We start from the raw sequence: 15,239 nt of genomic DNA, 5'->3' as shown, positions 1-15,239 counted from the left end.
CGGGGTCATGAGCCTCAGGCTCAACCCTCTCCCACGACTCATGACCCACCCGTCGCGTATGACGCGACACCTCCCCAGCGAAGCTGGGGAGGAGAATGAAGGCAATGCGCTTCAGATCTTGCCGTTGTCCTGACCGATCTTCGGCGCGATCTCGGCGCCGCCGGCGCGTTCGCCGTCGAAGCTGATGGGCAGGCCATGGAACAGCGCCGGGCTGCCGGCATAGGGCTGGGCGAACATGCCGAGGGCCGCCACCTGGGCGAGGTCGAGCACCTGCGGCACGGTGTTGAGCGGGCCGTTGGGCACACCCAGCGCATCGAGTCGCGCCGACCAGTACGTGCGCGTCTCGCGCTTCATGATGTCGGCGATCATGCCGAGCAGCAGCTCGCGGTGCTGCATGCGCTCGACGTTGGTCTTGAAGCGCGCCTCGTCGGGCCATTCGGGATGGCCCAGCGCCTCGGCGAACTTGCGCCACAGCCGGTCGTTGCCAGGACAGATCATCAGCGGGCCGTCGCTGCACTCGAAGGCCTGATAGGGCGTCAGCGAGGGATGGCCGGTGCCCTGGCGCGATGCCATCTTGCCAGTGACAGAATAGGAGGCGGCGTGGTTTGACGCCCACATCAGGCCGCTCTCGAACAGCGAGGTGTTGACCAGGCTACCCTGTCCCGTGGCAGCGCGGCGGGCGATGGCGGCCAGCACGCCGATCGCCGTCCACATGCCGGTCGACAGGTCGATGATGGAGACGCCGATGCGCGCTTCCGGTCCCGAGGGATCGCCGTTCAGGGAGATGAGTCCGGCGACCGCCTGGATGATCGGCTCGTAGCCCGGCCGTTCCTTCCACGGGCCGGCATGACCGAATGCGCCGAGATCGGCGTAGATCAGCCGCGGGAAGCGCCTGGTGAGGGTCGGGCCATCGATGCCGAACTTGGCCGGCACGTCGGCCCGCAGGTTGTGCACGAATACGTCGGCGCTGCCGATGCGCTCGATCAGGGCGTCGCGCTCGGCCTTGTCGGCGAGATCGCAGGTGATCGACTTCTTGCCGCGGTTCAACGCGATGAAGCCCAGCGCGTCCCCTTCGAGAAAGGGAGGACCCCATTTGCGCGCGTCGTCGCCTTCCGGCCGTTCGACCTTGATCACCTCGGCGCCGAGGAACGCGAGGATCTGTCCGCAATAGGGGCCGGCCAGGTTCTGGCCGAACTCGATGACCTTGATGCCCTCTAATGGACGAGAAGAGGGTGGCCTGGTCATCTGAGGTTGCTGCCCAGGATCTCGCGCGCGATGACCATGCGCTGGACCTCGCTCGGTCCTTCGCCGACCCGGCGGATGCGCATCTCGCGGTACCAGCGCTCGAGCGGCAGGTCCTTGGTCATGCCCATGCCGCCATGGATCTGCATGGCACGATCGACCACGCGGCCGCCGCCTTCCGAGGCGGTGAGCTTGGCGATCGCCGCCTCGGTGCGGAACGGCAGGCCGCGCCGCGCCTTCTCGGCGGCTTCCAGGGTGAAGTGGCGCGCCGTGCGTATGTCGATCTCGTTGTCGACCAGCATCCACTGGATGGCCTGGCGGTTGGCGAGCTTCTCGCCGAAGGTCGAGCGCATCTTGGCCCATTCGACCGCCATCTCGTGGGCGGCGATGGCGATGCCGATACAGCCCGCCGCATAGGGGATGCGCTGGCGCGTCAGGCGGTCGTTGGCGACGGCGAAGCCCTTGTTGACCTCGCCCAGGATCTGGTGGTCCGACACCCAGCAATCCTTGAACTCGAGCTCGGTGGCGTAGCTCGACGAGCGCAGGGTGTGGACGACGCGGCGCACGTGGAAGCCCGGCGTGTCGGCGTCGACGATGAAGCAGGTGATGCCTGCGCGGCCTTTGGCGGCATCCGTGCGCGCGAACACGATGCCGTACTGCGCGCGGTCGGCGCCGGAGATGAATATCTTGGCGCCGTTCAACACCCAGCCATTGTCCTTGCGCTCGGCCCTGGTCTGGATCGCCCGTGCCGGATCGCTGCCGCCCGACGGCTCGGTCAGGCCGAAGAACGGCTTCTTCTCGCCGCGCAGGGTCGGATAGAGATAGCGCTCCTTCTGGTCCTCGTTGGCCTCGAAGATCTGCGCCAGGCCCGCGCCGCCGAATGTGCCGTAGCACGGCACGTAGAGGCCGGCGCGGTGCTGGGCCATCTCGATGGCGAGCAGCACGCGGGTCACGATGTCGATGTCGGGGCCGCCGAACTCCTTGGGAATGTCGATGCCGAACAAGCCCATCGCCTTGGTCTTCTTGACCAGCCGTGCGTGATCCTCAGGCGGCAGCTCGGCGGCATCGGGGTCGAGCTTGGCCTCGAGCGGGATGATCTCCTCGCGGACGTAGCGACGGACCTGATCGATCAGCATCTGCTGTTCTGAGCTGGGTTCGAAATCCATGGACGCTTCCTCAGGCCGGGCTGAGCCGCCCCAGGGGCGGCGGGTTCTTGGCGTTGTCGACGGGCAGGCTGCCGTGATCGGCCTTGTGGACCATCAGGAGCTCGAACCAGCGCGTGCGGTACTGCATGTTCACTTCGACGCGGAACTGGTAGCCGGCGCCGCGTTCCGTGAACTCGCGCTGCAGTTCGCTGCGCAGGCCGAACGCCGTGCGCGCGCCGGCCTGGCCGATGTAGACGATGGTGCCGGTGGCGTCGGCCACCTGGTAGACGCCGAGCTGACCGGGCAGGCGCGTCGCCTCCTCGGCCGTCAGGGGGCGCCACGGCTTGTCGAGGCGGAGCCGGATCGCCACGTTACTTCCCCTGGAACCTGGCCGTGCGCTTCTCCAGGCGGGCCTTCATGCCTTCCTGGGCGTCCTGGCTCTGCATTGCCGCCCGTACCAGCGCATCGACGTCGTCGTGCTTGATCGAATCGCGGAACTCGAGCTGGCGCACGGTGAGCGCCTTCATGGCCTTGAGCGACAGCGGTGCGTTGGCTGCCAATCGGTCGATGATCTTCTTCGCCTCGGCTTCGAGCGTGTCGGCCGGCACGCAGCGCGCGATCAGGCCGAGCGCATGCAGTTTGGTCGAGGGCAGGGGATCGCCGAGCAGCAGCATTTCGCGCGTCGTCACCGGGCCCAGCACCTCCATCAGCTTCTTCGCCAGGAACCAGTTGGGCGCGAGGCCGACCTGGGCCAGCGACATGCCGAAGCGCGCCTTGTCGCTGGCCACGACCAGGTCGCAATGCAGCGCCAGCTCGTTGCCGCCGGCGATCGCATCGCCCTGCACCACTGCAACCACGGGCAACGGACAGAGTTCTATGGCGCGCAGCATCACCTCGATTCCGCTCGCCTCGCCGGCGCCGGCCGACTTGCTGCGCTCGGCCATGTCGAGGCCGGCGCAGAACACGTTGCCCTTGCCGCGGATCACCACGACGCGGTCGTCGGCCGCGACCGGCGCCTGCAAGGCGGCGATCATCTCCTTCAGCAATTCGCTGTCGAGCGCATTGCGCTTTTCCGGCCGGTTCATCCAGACGGTCTTGATCGGGCCGTCCTTCTCGATGATGACTTTGCTCATTCGCTTCCCCCGTACTCTATTCAGGCTCGATGCCGGCTGCCTTGATCGCCTTGGTCCACCATTCGGTCTCGGCCTTGACGTAGGCGGCAAAGGCGTCGAGGCCGAGCGGAGAGATTTCCATGCGCCCCTGGGTCATCGCCTTGCCGGTCGCCGGATCCTTGAGCGCCTCGGCGATGGCGTCGTAGAGCGCCTGCTGGATCGGCTTGGGCGTGGCTGCCGGCGCGAACACCGCGAGCCAATAGACCAGCGAATAACCCGGCACCGTCTCGGCGATCGCCGGCAGGTCGGGCGCCACCGTCGTGCGCTTGGGGCCGGTCGTGCCCAGGCCGCGCACCTTGCCGGCCTCGATCTGGGTCAGCGCCTGCGGCAGGTCGGGAAACATCACCTGGACCTGCCCCGCGACGACATCGCCCAGCGCCTGCGGGCTCGCCTTGTAGGGCACGCGCTCGATCTTGACGCCGGCCATCTGGTTGAACATCTCGGCCGACAGGCGCTGCGAGGCGCTCGCCTCCGAGTAATTGAGCTTGCCCGGGTTCTTCTTGGCGTAGTCGATCAGCTCGGCGACGGTCTTGGCCGGCACGTCGTTGTTGACCACCAGGGCGTTGACGCCGGTGACGCAGCGCGCGATCGGCGCGAAATCCTTTTCGGGGTCGTAAGGCAGCTTCTTGAACAGCGCCACGTTGGCGGCGTTGGTCGAATTGGTGCCCATCAGCAGCGTATAGCCGTCGGCCGGCGCCGTCGCGACCGCCGAGGCGCCGAGCTGGCCGCTGGCGCCCGGCTTGTCGTCGATGACGACGGGTTGCTTCAGGATGTCCTGCAGCTTGGCGCCGAGCCCGCGTGCCGTCAGGTCGGTGGCGCTGCCGGCGGCGAAGGGCACGACGATCTTGATCGGCTTGTTGGGATAAGCCTGGGCCGCGGCCGACGACGGCCGAATGAACGGCGCGGCCGAGAGCCCGGCCATGCCCGCCAGCGTCGTGCGGCGATTGATCCTCACCAAATCCTCCCTGAGCGTGATCGGCGCCCGTTGTAGCGCGGCCCGGCTCAGGGAGGCAAAGAGGCCAGAGCGATTTTCGATGGGGCGAGCCCCATCGAAAATGCGTGCATTGGGGTTGGTTGTTGCAGCAGGCACATTCCGGCCGGAATGTGCTCTACATGAAGAGCTTTTCCGCCTTGCGGTCGGTGTACAGCCCGGCCACGAACTCGGCGTAGCCGTTGTAGAGCAGGGTCGGGATGCGCTCGTCGCTGCCCAGCGGCTTCTCGGTTGCCTGGCTCCAGCGCGGATGCGGCACCTGCGGATTGACGTTGGCCCAGAAGCCGTACTCGCTCGACTGCAGCTTCTCCCAGAACGAGACCGGCCGCTTGTCGCTGAACTCGATACTGACGATCGACTTCACGTTCTTGAAGCCGTACTTCCACGGCGCGACGAGGCGCAGCGGCGCGCCGTTCTGCTTGTGGATCGGCTTGCCGTAGAGACCGGTGGCGATGAAGGTCAGGTCGTGCATCGCCTCGTCCATCGCCAGGCCCTCGGTATAGGGCCAGGGATAGAGCAGGTCGCGCTGCTCGCGCATGACCGACGGCTTGGACAGCGTCTTCATGACGACGAACTTTGCGCTGCCGGTCGGCTTGCACAGCTCGACCAGGGAGCGCATCGCAAAGCCGCTCCATGGCACGATCATCGACCAAGTCTCGACGCAGCGATGGCGATAGACGCGCTCCTCGATCGGCATCTTTGCCAGCAGGTCGTCGATACCGATCTCGAACGGCCTCTCGACCATGCCGCCGACCTTGATGGTCCACGGCCGAACCTCAAGCTTCTGGGCGTCGCGCCAGATGCTCTTGTCCGTGCCGAACTCGTAGAAATTGTTGTAGGTGGTGGCACGCTTCTCGTCGGTCATCGGCGTCGGCACGCCGTACTTGTCGTTGCGCGTGGCAGGATAGAGCTTGGCCGACGGATCCTTGTCCTGGGCCGCCGCGACGGCTGGCAGAGCGAGCGCCGCGGCACCGAGGCCCATGGCGCTCACGAGCTCGCGGCGATTCAGGTACCGGCTTTCCGGCGTTGCCCGATTTTCGCCCAGTTCCCAGCCGCGTCTACGCTTGATCAGCATCGAATAGCTCCTTTGCCCCGACATAGTGTCGAAGGGGCGGGCGCGGCAAATCAACCCTGCTCACTCGGCCGTTACGTCCGGTTCATCGACGGGCCTTCGCCCATCGCCTCGGCCAGGTCGCCGCGCTGACCCATCATCACCATGGCCTCTGCGACCAGGAACATCGGACCGATGAAGGCCTGGAAGATGTTGTCGAGGAGCGCCGGCCGCTTGCCCTCGTAGAAATGGCCGACGAACTGCAGCACCCAGCCGCCGACGAACAGCACCAGGAAGGCCGTCCACACGGCCGGTGGCGGTCCGAGCGCCGAGGCCAGCGCCTCGGCCGCGAACCAGGCGACCACCATGATCGCGGCCATCACGATGCCGACACCGAGATCGAGCGCCAGCCAACCCAGCACCGCGAGCAGGGAGACCAGCAGCGAGCCCGTCCATTCGCGGGCAAGGACCTCGAAACGCCACAATGAAAGCACCAGCATGAGGGAGAAGACGATGATCGGGATGCCCACGAAGTGGGTCGCCTTGTTGCGCCAGTCGCGGTGCACCGCCGCGTAGCTCGCGAGCTGGCGGCGAAAGAGTTCGTTGGGCATTCCAGCCTCCTGGTCTTGCTACCCTCCCTGCGCGAAGCGCGGCGAGGTGCGCCCGCAGGGGGCGGAGGGGTCAAGAGCCTCAGTCGAAGCGTTGGCTAATCGCGGACGGTCGGGATGACTATGATACAAATTCATCTACACGTCTGTCGCTCATGACCCCTCCGCCCCGTATGACAGGGCATCTCCCCCGATTACGGGGGAGGAGAATCAAAAGGCCCACTGTCACGCGCTGGTGCCGGTGACCTCCTGGATCCTCGGCCACATCTTTTCCTTCCAGCCGGAATTGCCGGTGACGGCCAGGATGATCTTGCCGTTCTGCGCCAGGATGAAGCGCGGCGTGGCATCGGGACGCGACTTCCCTTCGTCGCTCGCGAGGAACGCCGCCATCACCCATTTCGCGTCGGCTGGCCACGAGTCTTCCTTCATGACCAGCGTTTGATTGGCCGGATGGACAACCCTGTAGTCGAGTTTCTTGAACGCGTCGGATCTCAGGAAGTCAGGCTCTGACTGGGCACGCCAGATCTTGCAGCCGCCTCAGAGTTCGTGACCGACGAACACCAGCGTGGGCTTGCCCGCCTGGGCCAGCGCGACGCCTGTCAATGACGATGCGGCAACCGTCGCCAAGCCGCCCATCATCACGGACCGTCTGTTGAACATCTCCATATGCTCCCGTGGATTCATTCCACGGGCCGAGTATGTGCGCCGGGGCCAGGGAGGTGAAGCTGGAGGGACCAGCCTCACCGCCTTGTGACCGCTTACGCCGCCGCGCGCTTCTTGGTCTCCTCGACGATGCGTTCGGCCGTCCGCCCGACCAGCTCCTGCAGATGGTCGAACTCGGTGCGGTAGGTGCCGACGCCCTGGGTCACCGAGCGGATCTCGACGATCATGTCGGCGATTTCCGCTTCCGGCATCAGGGCGGTGACCTCGTCCCAGCCGGTCCAGCCCGCCCGGGAGTCGAAGCCCAGGAGCTGCCCGCGCCGACCGGAGATCAGGCGCTGGATGCGCGGCGTCGCCTCGCTGGGCGCCGACACGGTGACCTTGAGGATCGGTTCGAGCAGGACGGGCCGGCACTTCGGCATCGCCTCGGTCATGGCGATGCGCGCCGCCATCTTGAACGACATTTCCGAGCTGTCGACGGCGTGGAACTGGCCGTCGAACAGCGTCACCTCGAGGTCGACGACCGGCTGGCCCAGCGGCCCCTCCTTGAGGTAATCGACAATGCCTTCCTCGACCGCCGGGATGAAGTTGCGCGGCACGACGCCGCCCACGATCTTGTCGACGAAGCGGAAGCCGGAGCCGCGCGGCAGCGGCTTGACCTCGACCTTGATGTCGGCGAACTGGCCGTGCCCGCCGGTCTGCCGCTTGTAGCGGGCATGCTGCTGGGTGCCGCCCAGGATGGTCTCGCGATAGGCGACCCTCGGCGTCGTCGTATCGACCGCGACGTTGTAGCGGCCCGCCAGCTTGTCGATCGCCACCTTGAGATGCATCTCGCCCTGGCCCTTGATCAGCAGCTCGTGCGTCTCGGCGCGCGGTTCGAAGGAAAGCGACGGGTCCTCCTCGACGATCTTGTGCAGGGCGCCCGACATCTTGACTTCATCATTGCGATTCTTGGCGACCATGGACAGCGCGAACACCGGGGCGTCGGCGACCGGAAAATCGTCCGTCGCGGCGATTCCGGCGCCTGACAGGGTCTGGCCGGCGGCCAGGGCATCGACCTTGGCGAGCGCCACGATCTCGCCGGCACGGGCCGTTGGAATCTTGTCGAGGCGCTGGCCGAATGGGCGCAACAACGTGCCGACACGTTGCCCGCCCAGCGTCTGACCCTCGTTCAAGCTGCCCGACCAGACGCGGCAGAGCGACAGTTTGCCGGCATGCGCCTGATGCAGGACCTTGAAGCATTCCACCGTCGCGGCGCCATCCGAGGGCAGCAGCCGGCGTTGTGCCGTGACGTCGACAAAGGGTGTGTCGTGGCGCAAGGCCTTCAGCAGCCGGCGCACGCCGTTCTCGCGATCACCGGCGCCCAGCAACACGGGCGCGATCTGATCGGCGCCGAACTCGTCGTGCAGGTCGCGGTAGATCAGCGACTTCTCCGGTGCGATATCCTCGATCAGCTGTTCCAGCAGCGTGTCGTCGAATTCAGAGAGCGCCTCGAGCATCTCGCGCCGCGCTTCGGACTCGCGCGGCAGGATCTCGGCCGGCATCTCGATCAAGTCCGAGGCGCCGCTCGTCTTGTAGCGGTAGGCGCGCTCGCTCACGAGATCGACGTAGCCGACCGTCTCCTCGCCGCCGTCGTTCATCGGACGCCGGATCGGCACCTGCCGCAGCACCAGCTTGCGCGCCGACACCGCCTGCAGCGCCGCCAGCATGTCGCGTACCCGGACTTCCGCCGAGTCGATCTTGTTGACGAAGATCACATGGGGGATGCGGCGGTCCTCGATGTATTTCAACAGCGGCGTCAGCGCCACGAGACGATCGGGAGCGGGCTCGCAGACCAGCACCGCCACGTCGCACACTGCGAGCGCCGCAAAAGCGTCGTGCTGGAATTCGATCGACCCGGGAACGTCGAGAAAGGTCCATTGATCGCCGAGGTACTCGACCGAGGCGACATTGATCTCCGTGCCCATGCCGCGCTTGCGCGACTCGGCGGCGCCATCGCCGATCGAGGTGCCGGCTCGCGTCGAGCCACGCCGGCCGATGGCGCCCGTGGCGTAGAGAATGCTTTCGAGGAGACTGGTCTTGCCCGAGAGATACGGCCCGCACAGCGCCACCACGCGATGCGCGCCGCTGCCTGGTCTGCCTCCGGTGATCGGCTCGGACTTGATATCGTTCATGACAACGTCCTCCTTCGCGCGCGTATGCCCGCGCCTGAAAGCTCCGGACGGTGGTCGCTACGGAACTGTCGGCCGGAGCGAAGCCTTGTCTTCGAAATCGTTTCATTCCCGTTACGGCGAGTCAATGCGGCGACGCTCGATTGCTGCGCTGCGGCGACAGCAACGTCCGCACGGAGGCATTTGCAAGTAAGTGCCTGATTGCCGCAGCCGTCATCGCCCTTCGCGTGAAGTCACTTTCGTCCCTCCCCCGTCGTCGGGGGAGTGGTTGGAGATGTCAGGAAGGCTTTGCTGCATAGCGCTTCAGCAGCGCCTGCGCGTTGGCCTGGAAAATCTGCCGGCGGAAACCCGGCTCGAGGTCGGCGAGCTGCTCATGCGGGTCGGGGAGGCCCATCGAGAACGGCCAGTCCGAACCGAACAGCACGTGGTCGCGGCCATGCATCGCCGCCGCCAGGGTGAGCGCATCGGCATCGTGGGAGATGCAGTCGACGCAGAACCGTTTGAGGGCCGATCGCGGGCGTATCCCGCCGGTATCGGCGCCCGGTCGACCGGTCACTTGGCCGCGCTCGAGCCGGCCGGCGACGGCTGCGGCGGCGCCACCGCCATGGGCCAGGCAAACCGTCATGTCGGGATGACGCTCGAGCACGCCGGACATGGCGAGATGCGCCGCGGCCAGCGCGGTTTCCATCGGGCTGCCCAGCAGATTGTGCAGGTAGAAGGGCTCGTAGCGCGGATCGCAGCCCTTGCAGGGATGCAGGAACAGGAAAGCCTTGGCGGCATTCAGGGCCGACCATAGCGGCCCGTAGGCCGGATCCGACAGGATCACGTCATGCGTCTGCGAACCCGCCGGCATGGCGAAGCGGGCGGCGGAGGAGCGGGCGCGCGCCGTGACGACGCTGGCCGCGAGGTCCGGTTGCGTCACCGGCAGGTGATAGAGCGGCGCCAGGCGGTCGGGAAACCGTCCGGCCAGCACGTCGAGCCCGTCGTTCGCATAGTCGACCCACGAGCGCATCGCCGCGACGGCGAGCCCTAGCCGATAGAGCGGTGGGGGGATCGAGATCCACGCCCGCTCGACCCGCTGCGTGTCCATCCACGCTACCAGTGCCTCGGGCCGGTAGACCGACTTCGCCGCAAGCGTGTAGCCGTCGATGGTGAGGGCGCCTTCCTCGGCGCTCCAGGTCACGCCGTCGATCGCCGCCAGGCGGTCGGGCAGGACCGGTGCCAAATGGGCGTGGACGTCGAGGGCAATACGCTCCACCTCGCTCCCGCTCATGACGCCGCCGACAGGCGTGGCGTCGTCGCCAGGACCGGATCGGTCTGCACGAAGGCGAGCTTTGCCGCCGCACGCTGCTCGGCGGCGCCGAACACATCGCGGTAGAGGCGCAGCCAGTTGCCGCTGGTGATCTTCTCGACCTCGGCCGGCGTAAAGCCGACATTGCGCAAGCCGCCGGGCAGCAGGCCGAGATGATGCACCTCGGTGAACCAGGCGGGAGGCGGCGCCTTTCCCGGCCGGGCAGCCGAGGCTGCGCCGTAGTCGATGCCGCGGGTCCAGCGACCCATGCGCATCCAGTCGTAATCCGGCTTGGTGAAGTTGTGGCTGCGGTCGGTGCCGATGCCGACATGGTCGATGCCCATGATATCGACGGCCTTGGCAACCATCTCGCACCAGCTCGCGAGCGAGCTGCAATAATGGTCGCCGGTGATGTTGCGGTAGGTCGCGCAGCCCAGCACGCCGCCTTTCTCCGCCAGCACCTTGAGCACGTCGTCGGTCTTGTTGCGCTTGTGCGCGAACAGGCTGTCGGGGTTGGCGTGGGTGACGGCCACCGGCTTGTCCGAGCACAGGATCGCGTCCTTGGTGGTGCGATTGCCGACGTGACTGAGATCGACCAGGATGCCGGTGCGGTTCATCTCGCGCACGACCTCGCGGCCGGTCCGCGACAGACCCGAATCCTCCGCCTCGTAGCAGCTCCCGCCCAGTTCGTTCTGGTTGTTGTAGGTGAGCTGGATCGCCCGCACGCCGAGCTCGGCGAACAGCTCGACGAAGCGGACCCGCCCCTCGAGCAGGTTGGAGTTCTGGAAGCCCAGGAGAATCGCCGTCCGACCTCCGGCGGCGATGGTCTCGATCTCGGCCGCGGTGGTGGCGATCGCCACAAGGTCGCTGTTCGCCGCCACCAGGTCACGCCAGCGCGCGATTGAATCGAGCGATTCGACGGTGCCTTCCCAGAAGCCGCAGGTCACGGTCACGGCGCCGACGTCGGCGCGGCGCAGCTCCTCGAATGTCTCGCGGGTGAAGTGACCGCACTGCAGGCCGTCGATCAACATTGGTTCGGGTTCCTTCTTGGCACTAGGCCGATTGGCGCTGGACAAGCTTGGTCGGGATGAGATGCCGACGCACGGGACCGGCACGTCCCGGGCCGGCCTCGAAGAAAGCGCGGACGGTACGCGCCACCGCTTCGACATCGAGGACTACCGTGGACATGGCGGGCCGGGCGAAGGCGCCTATCCCCAGGCCGCCGAAGCCGACGAAGGCGATGTCACCCGGGATCGACAGGCCGCGGTCGGTTGCCGCCGCCATGCAACCCAGCGCCAGCTCGTCGCTTGCCGCCAGGATCGACCGGAAGCGCAGGCCGCGGTCGAGGGCGTCCGAGGCGGCACGGTATCCGGCATCGGCGCGAAATCCCTCCGAGATGTCCCATACCAGCGACGGATCGACCGGCTGGCCGTGCGCCAGCAAGGCGTCGCGATAACCCTCGAAGCGCGCCCGTCCGACTGCCGACGTCGCGATGCGTCCGACGAAGGCGACCGGGGTGCGCAGCTGGTTCACCAGATGGGTTACGGCGGCAGTGCCACCCCCGGCGTCGTCATGGACGATCGACGGGATGCCATGCTCGCTGAGGTCCTGGCTGACCGACAGGATATCGATGCCGCGCTCGGTCGCCGCCTGGATCGCGGGCGCCAGCGCCTGCATGTCCATCACATGAGGCGACGACAGGAGCAGGCCGCGCAGGCCGAGCGAGGGGGCCCGTTCGAGGATGTGGCGCAGCCTGTCCTCGCGATGGCCGAGATCGAACAGCAGCAGGTCGAGGCCCTGCCTCTCGAGCTCCCGTTGCACATTCTTGGCAAGGGCGGCGTTGATGCCCTGTTCGACGTCGCCGATGACCAGGGCGACCGAGCGGCCGCGGCCGGCGCGCAGGGTGCGCGCGACCTCGTTTGGGCGATAGCCGAGCTGATCGATGGCCTCGAGGACGCGGGCTCGCGTCTCCGGCGTGACCGGCACGCGCCCGCCCAGCACGCGCGACACCGTGGCCGGCGACACGCCAGCCCTCTGAGCGACGGCGACCACGCTCACCATGGCTAACCCGCCTGCTCGGCCGGCACTGGTGTCGCCGCGTCGTTCGCCTGGGCGAGATCGCGCAGCACCGCCTGGCTGGCATTGTGCCCCGAGATGCCCGAGATGTAGTTGCCCGGCCACGTGCCGTTGCCGCTGAGATAGAGGCCGCGCGTCGGCGTGCGATAGGCGTGCAGGCCCGCCATCGGCCGCATCCAGAACATGTTCGACGGCAGCGTGTCGCCATGAGTGATGTTGGCCTCGATAAGGCCGAACTCGCGCTCGAACTGGGTCGGATCGATCACCCGGTAGTCGCTGATCAGGTCGGGCAGCGTCGGCATGTATTCGGCGAGCTTGGCGATCGCGCGCTTGGCGAAGACGTCGCGTTGCTCCGCCCAGGTGCCCTCGCGCAGATGGTAGGGCGCATTGCCGATGTTGAGGCTGAGCACGTGCTTGCCAGGTGGCGCCAGCATCGGCGAGGTCATAGACGGGCAGAGCCCCCAGATCACCGGCTTCAGCGACAAACGGCCGACCAGCATGTCAGTATGCGCTTCCTCGATGTAGTCCACCGTCGGTGCGATGCGGAACTGCGCCGAGGCGAAGCGCGCGGCGTCGTCGTCGGAGGCGACGCCGCCGTAGCGCGGCATGCCGTCGAGCGCCAGCACGACCTTGAAGGCGCGGCCGCGCAACGATTTGCGCTGCACCTTGGGCTTGAGGTCGCCCCAGCGCGAGGTGTCGTCGACCAGCGACGTCACGGTCGTCTTGGGGTTGATCGCCGAAACGACGATCGGCGCATCGAATTCGTCTCCGCTCGACGTGACGATGCCCAGCACGCGCTCGCCGTCGCTGCGGATCGAGGCGACGCGCGTTGCCGTGCGCACCTCGCCGCCTTGCGCCACGATGCCAACGCGCAGCGCCTCGATGATGGCGCCCATGCCGCCGACCGCGAGCCCGGTCGAGCCGCGCAACGGGATCAGGCGCGGGTCGTGGCTGCCGCGCCCGCGCAGCGAGGCGAGCGAGAGCGGCCGCATCATCAGGTTGAACGGCGTGCCCGGCGTCGAGGGCGCGGCCTGTCCGCCGACCACGGCGAGCGGTGCGATCAGCGCCCGTGTCTCGGGGGCAAGCTCGAACTCGTCCATGAGGTCGCGCACGTTGCCGAACAAGATGCGGCTGAACGCTTCCTGGTCCTCCAGGCGCGTCAGGTTGCGGACGAGATGCTGCAAGGTCGGCGGCGGCTCGAAGATCGAGATGCCGAGCCGGTCGGCGAAGCGCTGCAGGTAGGCGAAGAATGCCTCGTAGCGGGCCGCCTCACCGGGCGCGAAGGACTCGAGCTGGGCGTTGTTGCGTGCCGGATCGCGCCAGCCGACATAGAGGCGCCGGTCGGTCAGCGGCTGCACCAGGGTCGGATCAGGGCGAACGAACTTGAGCCCGTGACGCTCGAGCTCGAGGTCGCTCACGATCTTGGGCTCGAGCGAGCCCGGCGAGTTGGCGATGGTGGTGAAGTAGCCGGGCATGAACTCGAGCGTCGCGGCCGGCCCGCCGAGGCGCGGGCTGCCCTCGACCACGAGGGTCTTCAGCCCGGCGCGACCGAGATACGACGCGGCGACAAGGCCGTTGTGGCCGCCGCCGATGACGATGGCGTCGTGGCGTCCGGCCGACCGGCGGCTGACTGCAGGCATCGCCGCCAGGCTCATTTCGGCACAAAGTCGTTGGTGTAGAAGCTCTCGACCGGCTTGTCGTCGTTCGGCAGCTCGCCGGCCGCGCGCAGGGTCGCCACCAGCTTCGTCCACTCCTCCTTCGACTGCTGGCCCCATTCGGGGCTGGTGGGCGGCGTCGACAGCGCCAGCAGGCCCTGGTTGTAGTCGACGCAGCGCTCTAGGGTGCCGGCAAGGTGCACTTTGGCCTGGATCACCTCGCAGGCTGCCTTGTAGTCGCGCGCCGCGTCAGCGAAGCCGCGCTTGGTGGCGGCGAGGAATTTTCGAACGGCTTCGGGGTTCTTGGCGAGCCAGGCGTTGTTGACGGCGAAGCCGAAGCCGAGCAGGGGCACGCCGGCGTCGGCAAGCTGCAGGGTCACCGGCTCCTGGCCGGTCGCGCGGACATAAGCGTTGAAGGCCGGGCTGTCGCCGCTCACGGCATCGATCGTGCCCCCGAACAGCGCCGTCGTCTTGGCGTTGGCGTCGAGGGCGACGACGTTGAGATCGGTTACCTTCATGCCGTTGGCGTTGGCCAGGATGCGCAGGCTGAGCGCGTCGGAGCCGCCGGGCGTGCTGCCGATCTTGATGCCCTTCAGCGACTGCGGACCGTCGAGCTTGACCTTGCCCTTGATGCCGATGATGGCGGCGGCGGTCTTGTGCTGGTAGAGGCCTACTGCCTTGATCGGGCCGCCCTTGCCGATCATCTGCGCTGTGTTGGTGGTGTTGACGTGCGCGATGTCGAAGCCGCCCTGTGACAGGATCAGCGCGGTGGTGGCCGAGCCGCGGCCCTGCTCGAGCGTGACGTCGAGACCGGCCTCCTTGTAGTAGCCCTTCTCCTGGGCGATCAGGAACGGCGCGTGATAGGGCAGCCACGCCCAGTCGAGCAGCACTTTCACGGGCGTCTGTGCCTCAGCCGAGCTTGCGCCGGCGAGTGCGGCAAGGCCCGCGAGCGGACCGATCATCCAACGTGCGATCAAAGATTCCTCCCTACCTGAGTGCGCCGAAGTCGAGGTGTTCCGGGAGCGCCTTTCATTATCCTCCCCAGCTTCGCTGGGGAGGTGTCCGCGTCTTCGCGGACGGAGGGGTCATGGGCAACGAGTCTGGGGCTCATGACCCCTCCGTCGCCGTACGACGGCGACACCTCCCCAGCGAAGCTGGGGAGGAGAAGTGAAAGTTG

The 15,239-nt window shown here is 67.2% G+C and carries 15 protein-coding genes; all 15 read right to left on the bottom strand.

Features of this window, described 5'->3' with window-relative positions; genetic code table 11:
* Positions 1-111: 111 nt before the first annotated feature.
* Positions 112-1,245, bottom strand: coding sequence for a CaiB/BaiF CoA transferase family protein (locus ACILR9_RS24330; protein WP_395712555.1), 1,134 nt, complete (start codon positions 1,243-1,245; stop codon positions 112-114).
* On the bottom strand, positions 1,242-2,408 hold the full coding sequence (locus ACILR9_RS24325; RefSeq protein ID WP_395712554.1) for an acyl-CoA dehydrogenase family protein: 1,167 nt from the start codon (positions 2,406-2,408) through the stop codon (positions 1,242-1,244). The genes ACILR9_RS24330 and ACILR9_RS24325 overlap by 4 nt, the downstream gene beginning before the upstream one ends.
* A gap of 10 nt (positions 2,409-2,418) precedes the next feature.
* Positions 2,419-2,757: a hypothetical protein gene (locus ACILR9_RS24320; protein WP_395712553.1), complete on the bottom strand. Its 339-nt coding sequence runs from the start codon at positions 2,755-2,757 to the stop codon at positions 2,419-2,421.
* 1 nt (position 2,758) lies between these two features.
* Entirely contained in the window at positions 2,759-3,520 is a 762-nt protein-coding gene (locus ACILR9_RS24315) for an enoyl-CoA hydratase/isomerase family protein (RefSeq protein ID WP_395712552.1), read from the bottom strand.
* Between the two features lie 16 nt (positions 3,521-3,536).
* Positions 3,537-4,514, bottom strand: a complete 978-nt coding sequence (locus ACILR9_RS24310; RefSeq protein ID WP_395712551.1) for a Bug family tripartite tricarboxylate transporter substrate binding protein — start codon at positions 4,512-4,514, stop codon at positions 3,537-3,539.
* 154 nt (positions 4,515-4,668) lie between these two features.
* Positions 4,669-5,625 carry a protein-methionine-sulfoxide reductase catalytic subunit MsrP gene (msrP, locus tag ACILR9_RS24305; protein ID WP_395712550.1) on the bottom strand — a complete coding sequence of 319 codons (957 nt, stop codon included), beginning with the start codon at positions 5,623-5,625 and terminating at the stop codon, positions 4,669-4,671.
* A gap of 71 nt (positions 5,626-5,696) precedes the next feature.
* On the bottom strand, positions 5,697-6,212 hold the full coding sequence (locus tag ACILR9_RS24300; RefSeq protein ID WP_395712549.1) for a DUF962 domain-containing protein: 516 nt from the start codon (positions 6,210-6,212) through the stop codon (positions 5,697-5,699).
* 222 nt (positions 6,213-6,434) lie between these two features.
* On the bottom strand, positions 6,435-6,638 hold the full coding sequence (locus tag ACILR9_RS24295; protein ID WP_395712548.1) for a hypothetical protein: 204 nt from the start codon (positions 6,636-6,638) through the stop codon (positions 6,435-6,437).
* A 108-nt stretch (positions 6,639-6,746) separates the two neighbouring features.
* Positions 6,747-6,869 (bottom strand): hypothetical protein, encoded by a 123-nt coding sequence (locus ACILR9_RS24290; RefSeq protein ID WP_395712547.1) that lies wholly within the window; start codon positions 6,867-6,869, stop codon positions 6,747-6,749.
* 98 nt (positions 6,870-6,967) lie between these two features.
* Positions 6,968-9,043, bottom strand: a complete 2,076-nt coding sequence (locus ACILR9_RS24285; RefSeq protein WP_395712546.1) for an elongation factor G — start codon at positions 9,041-9,043, stop codon at positions 6,968-6,970.
* A 274-nt stretch (positions 9,044-9,317) separates the two neighbouring features.
* Positions 9,318-10,313, bottom strand: coding sequence for an amidohydrolase family protein (locus ACILR9_RS24280; protein WP_395712545.1), 996 nt, complete (start codon positions 10,311-10,313; stop codon positions 9,318-9,320).
* Positions 10,310-11,362: a dipeptidase gene (locus ACILR9_RS24275; RefSeq protein WP_395712544.1), complete on the bottom strand. Its 1,053-nt coding sequence runs from the start codon at positions 11,360-11,362 to the stop codon at positions 10,310-10,312. Before ACILR9_RS24275 ends, ACILR9_RS24280 begins: the two co-directional genes overlap by 4 nt.
* Positions 11,363-11,384: 22 nt before the next feature.
* Positions 11,385-12,392 (bottom strand): LacI family DNA-binding transcriptional regulator, encoded by a 1,008-nt coding sequence (locus ACILR9_RS24270; protein ID WP_395712543.1) that lies wholly within the window; start codon positions 12,390-12,392, stop codon positions 11,385-11,387.
* A gap of 2 nt (positions 12,393-12,394) precedes the next feature.
* Positions 12,395-14,047 carry a phytoene desaturase family protein gene (locus tag ACILR9_RS24265; RefSeq protein ID WP_395712542.1) on the bottom strand — a complete coding sequence of 551 codons (1,653 nt, stop codon included), beginning with the start codon at positions 14,045-14,047 and terminating at the stop codon, positions 12,395-12,397.
* Positions 14,048-14,058: 11 nt separating this feature from the next.
* Positions 14,059-15,039, bottom strand: coding sequence for an ABC transporter substrate-binding protein (locus tag ACILR9_RS24260; RefSeq protein ID WP_395712541.1), 981 nt, complete (start codon positions 15,037-15,039; stop codon positions 14,059-14,061).
* Between the last annotated feature and the right edge of the window lie 200 nt (positions 15,040-15,239).

Source organism: Reyranella sp. (assembly GCF_044224635.1).
Classification (GTDB): Bacteria; Pseudomonadota; Alphaproteobacteria; order Reyranellales; family Reyranellaceae; genus Reyranella.
Note: the sequence above shows the minus strand (reverse complement) of the source record. Positions and strands in the feature narration are given on the sequence as shown.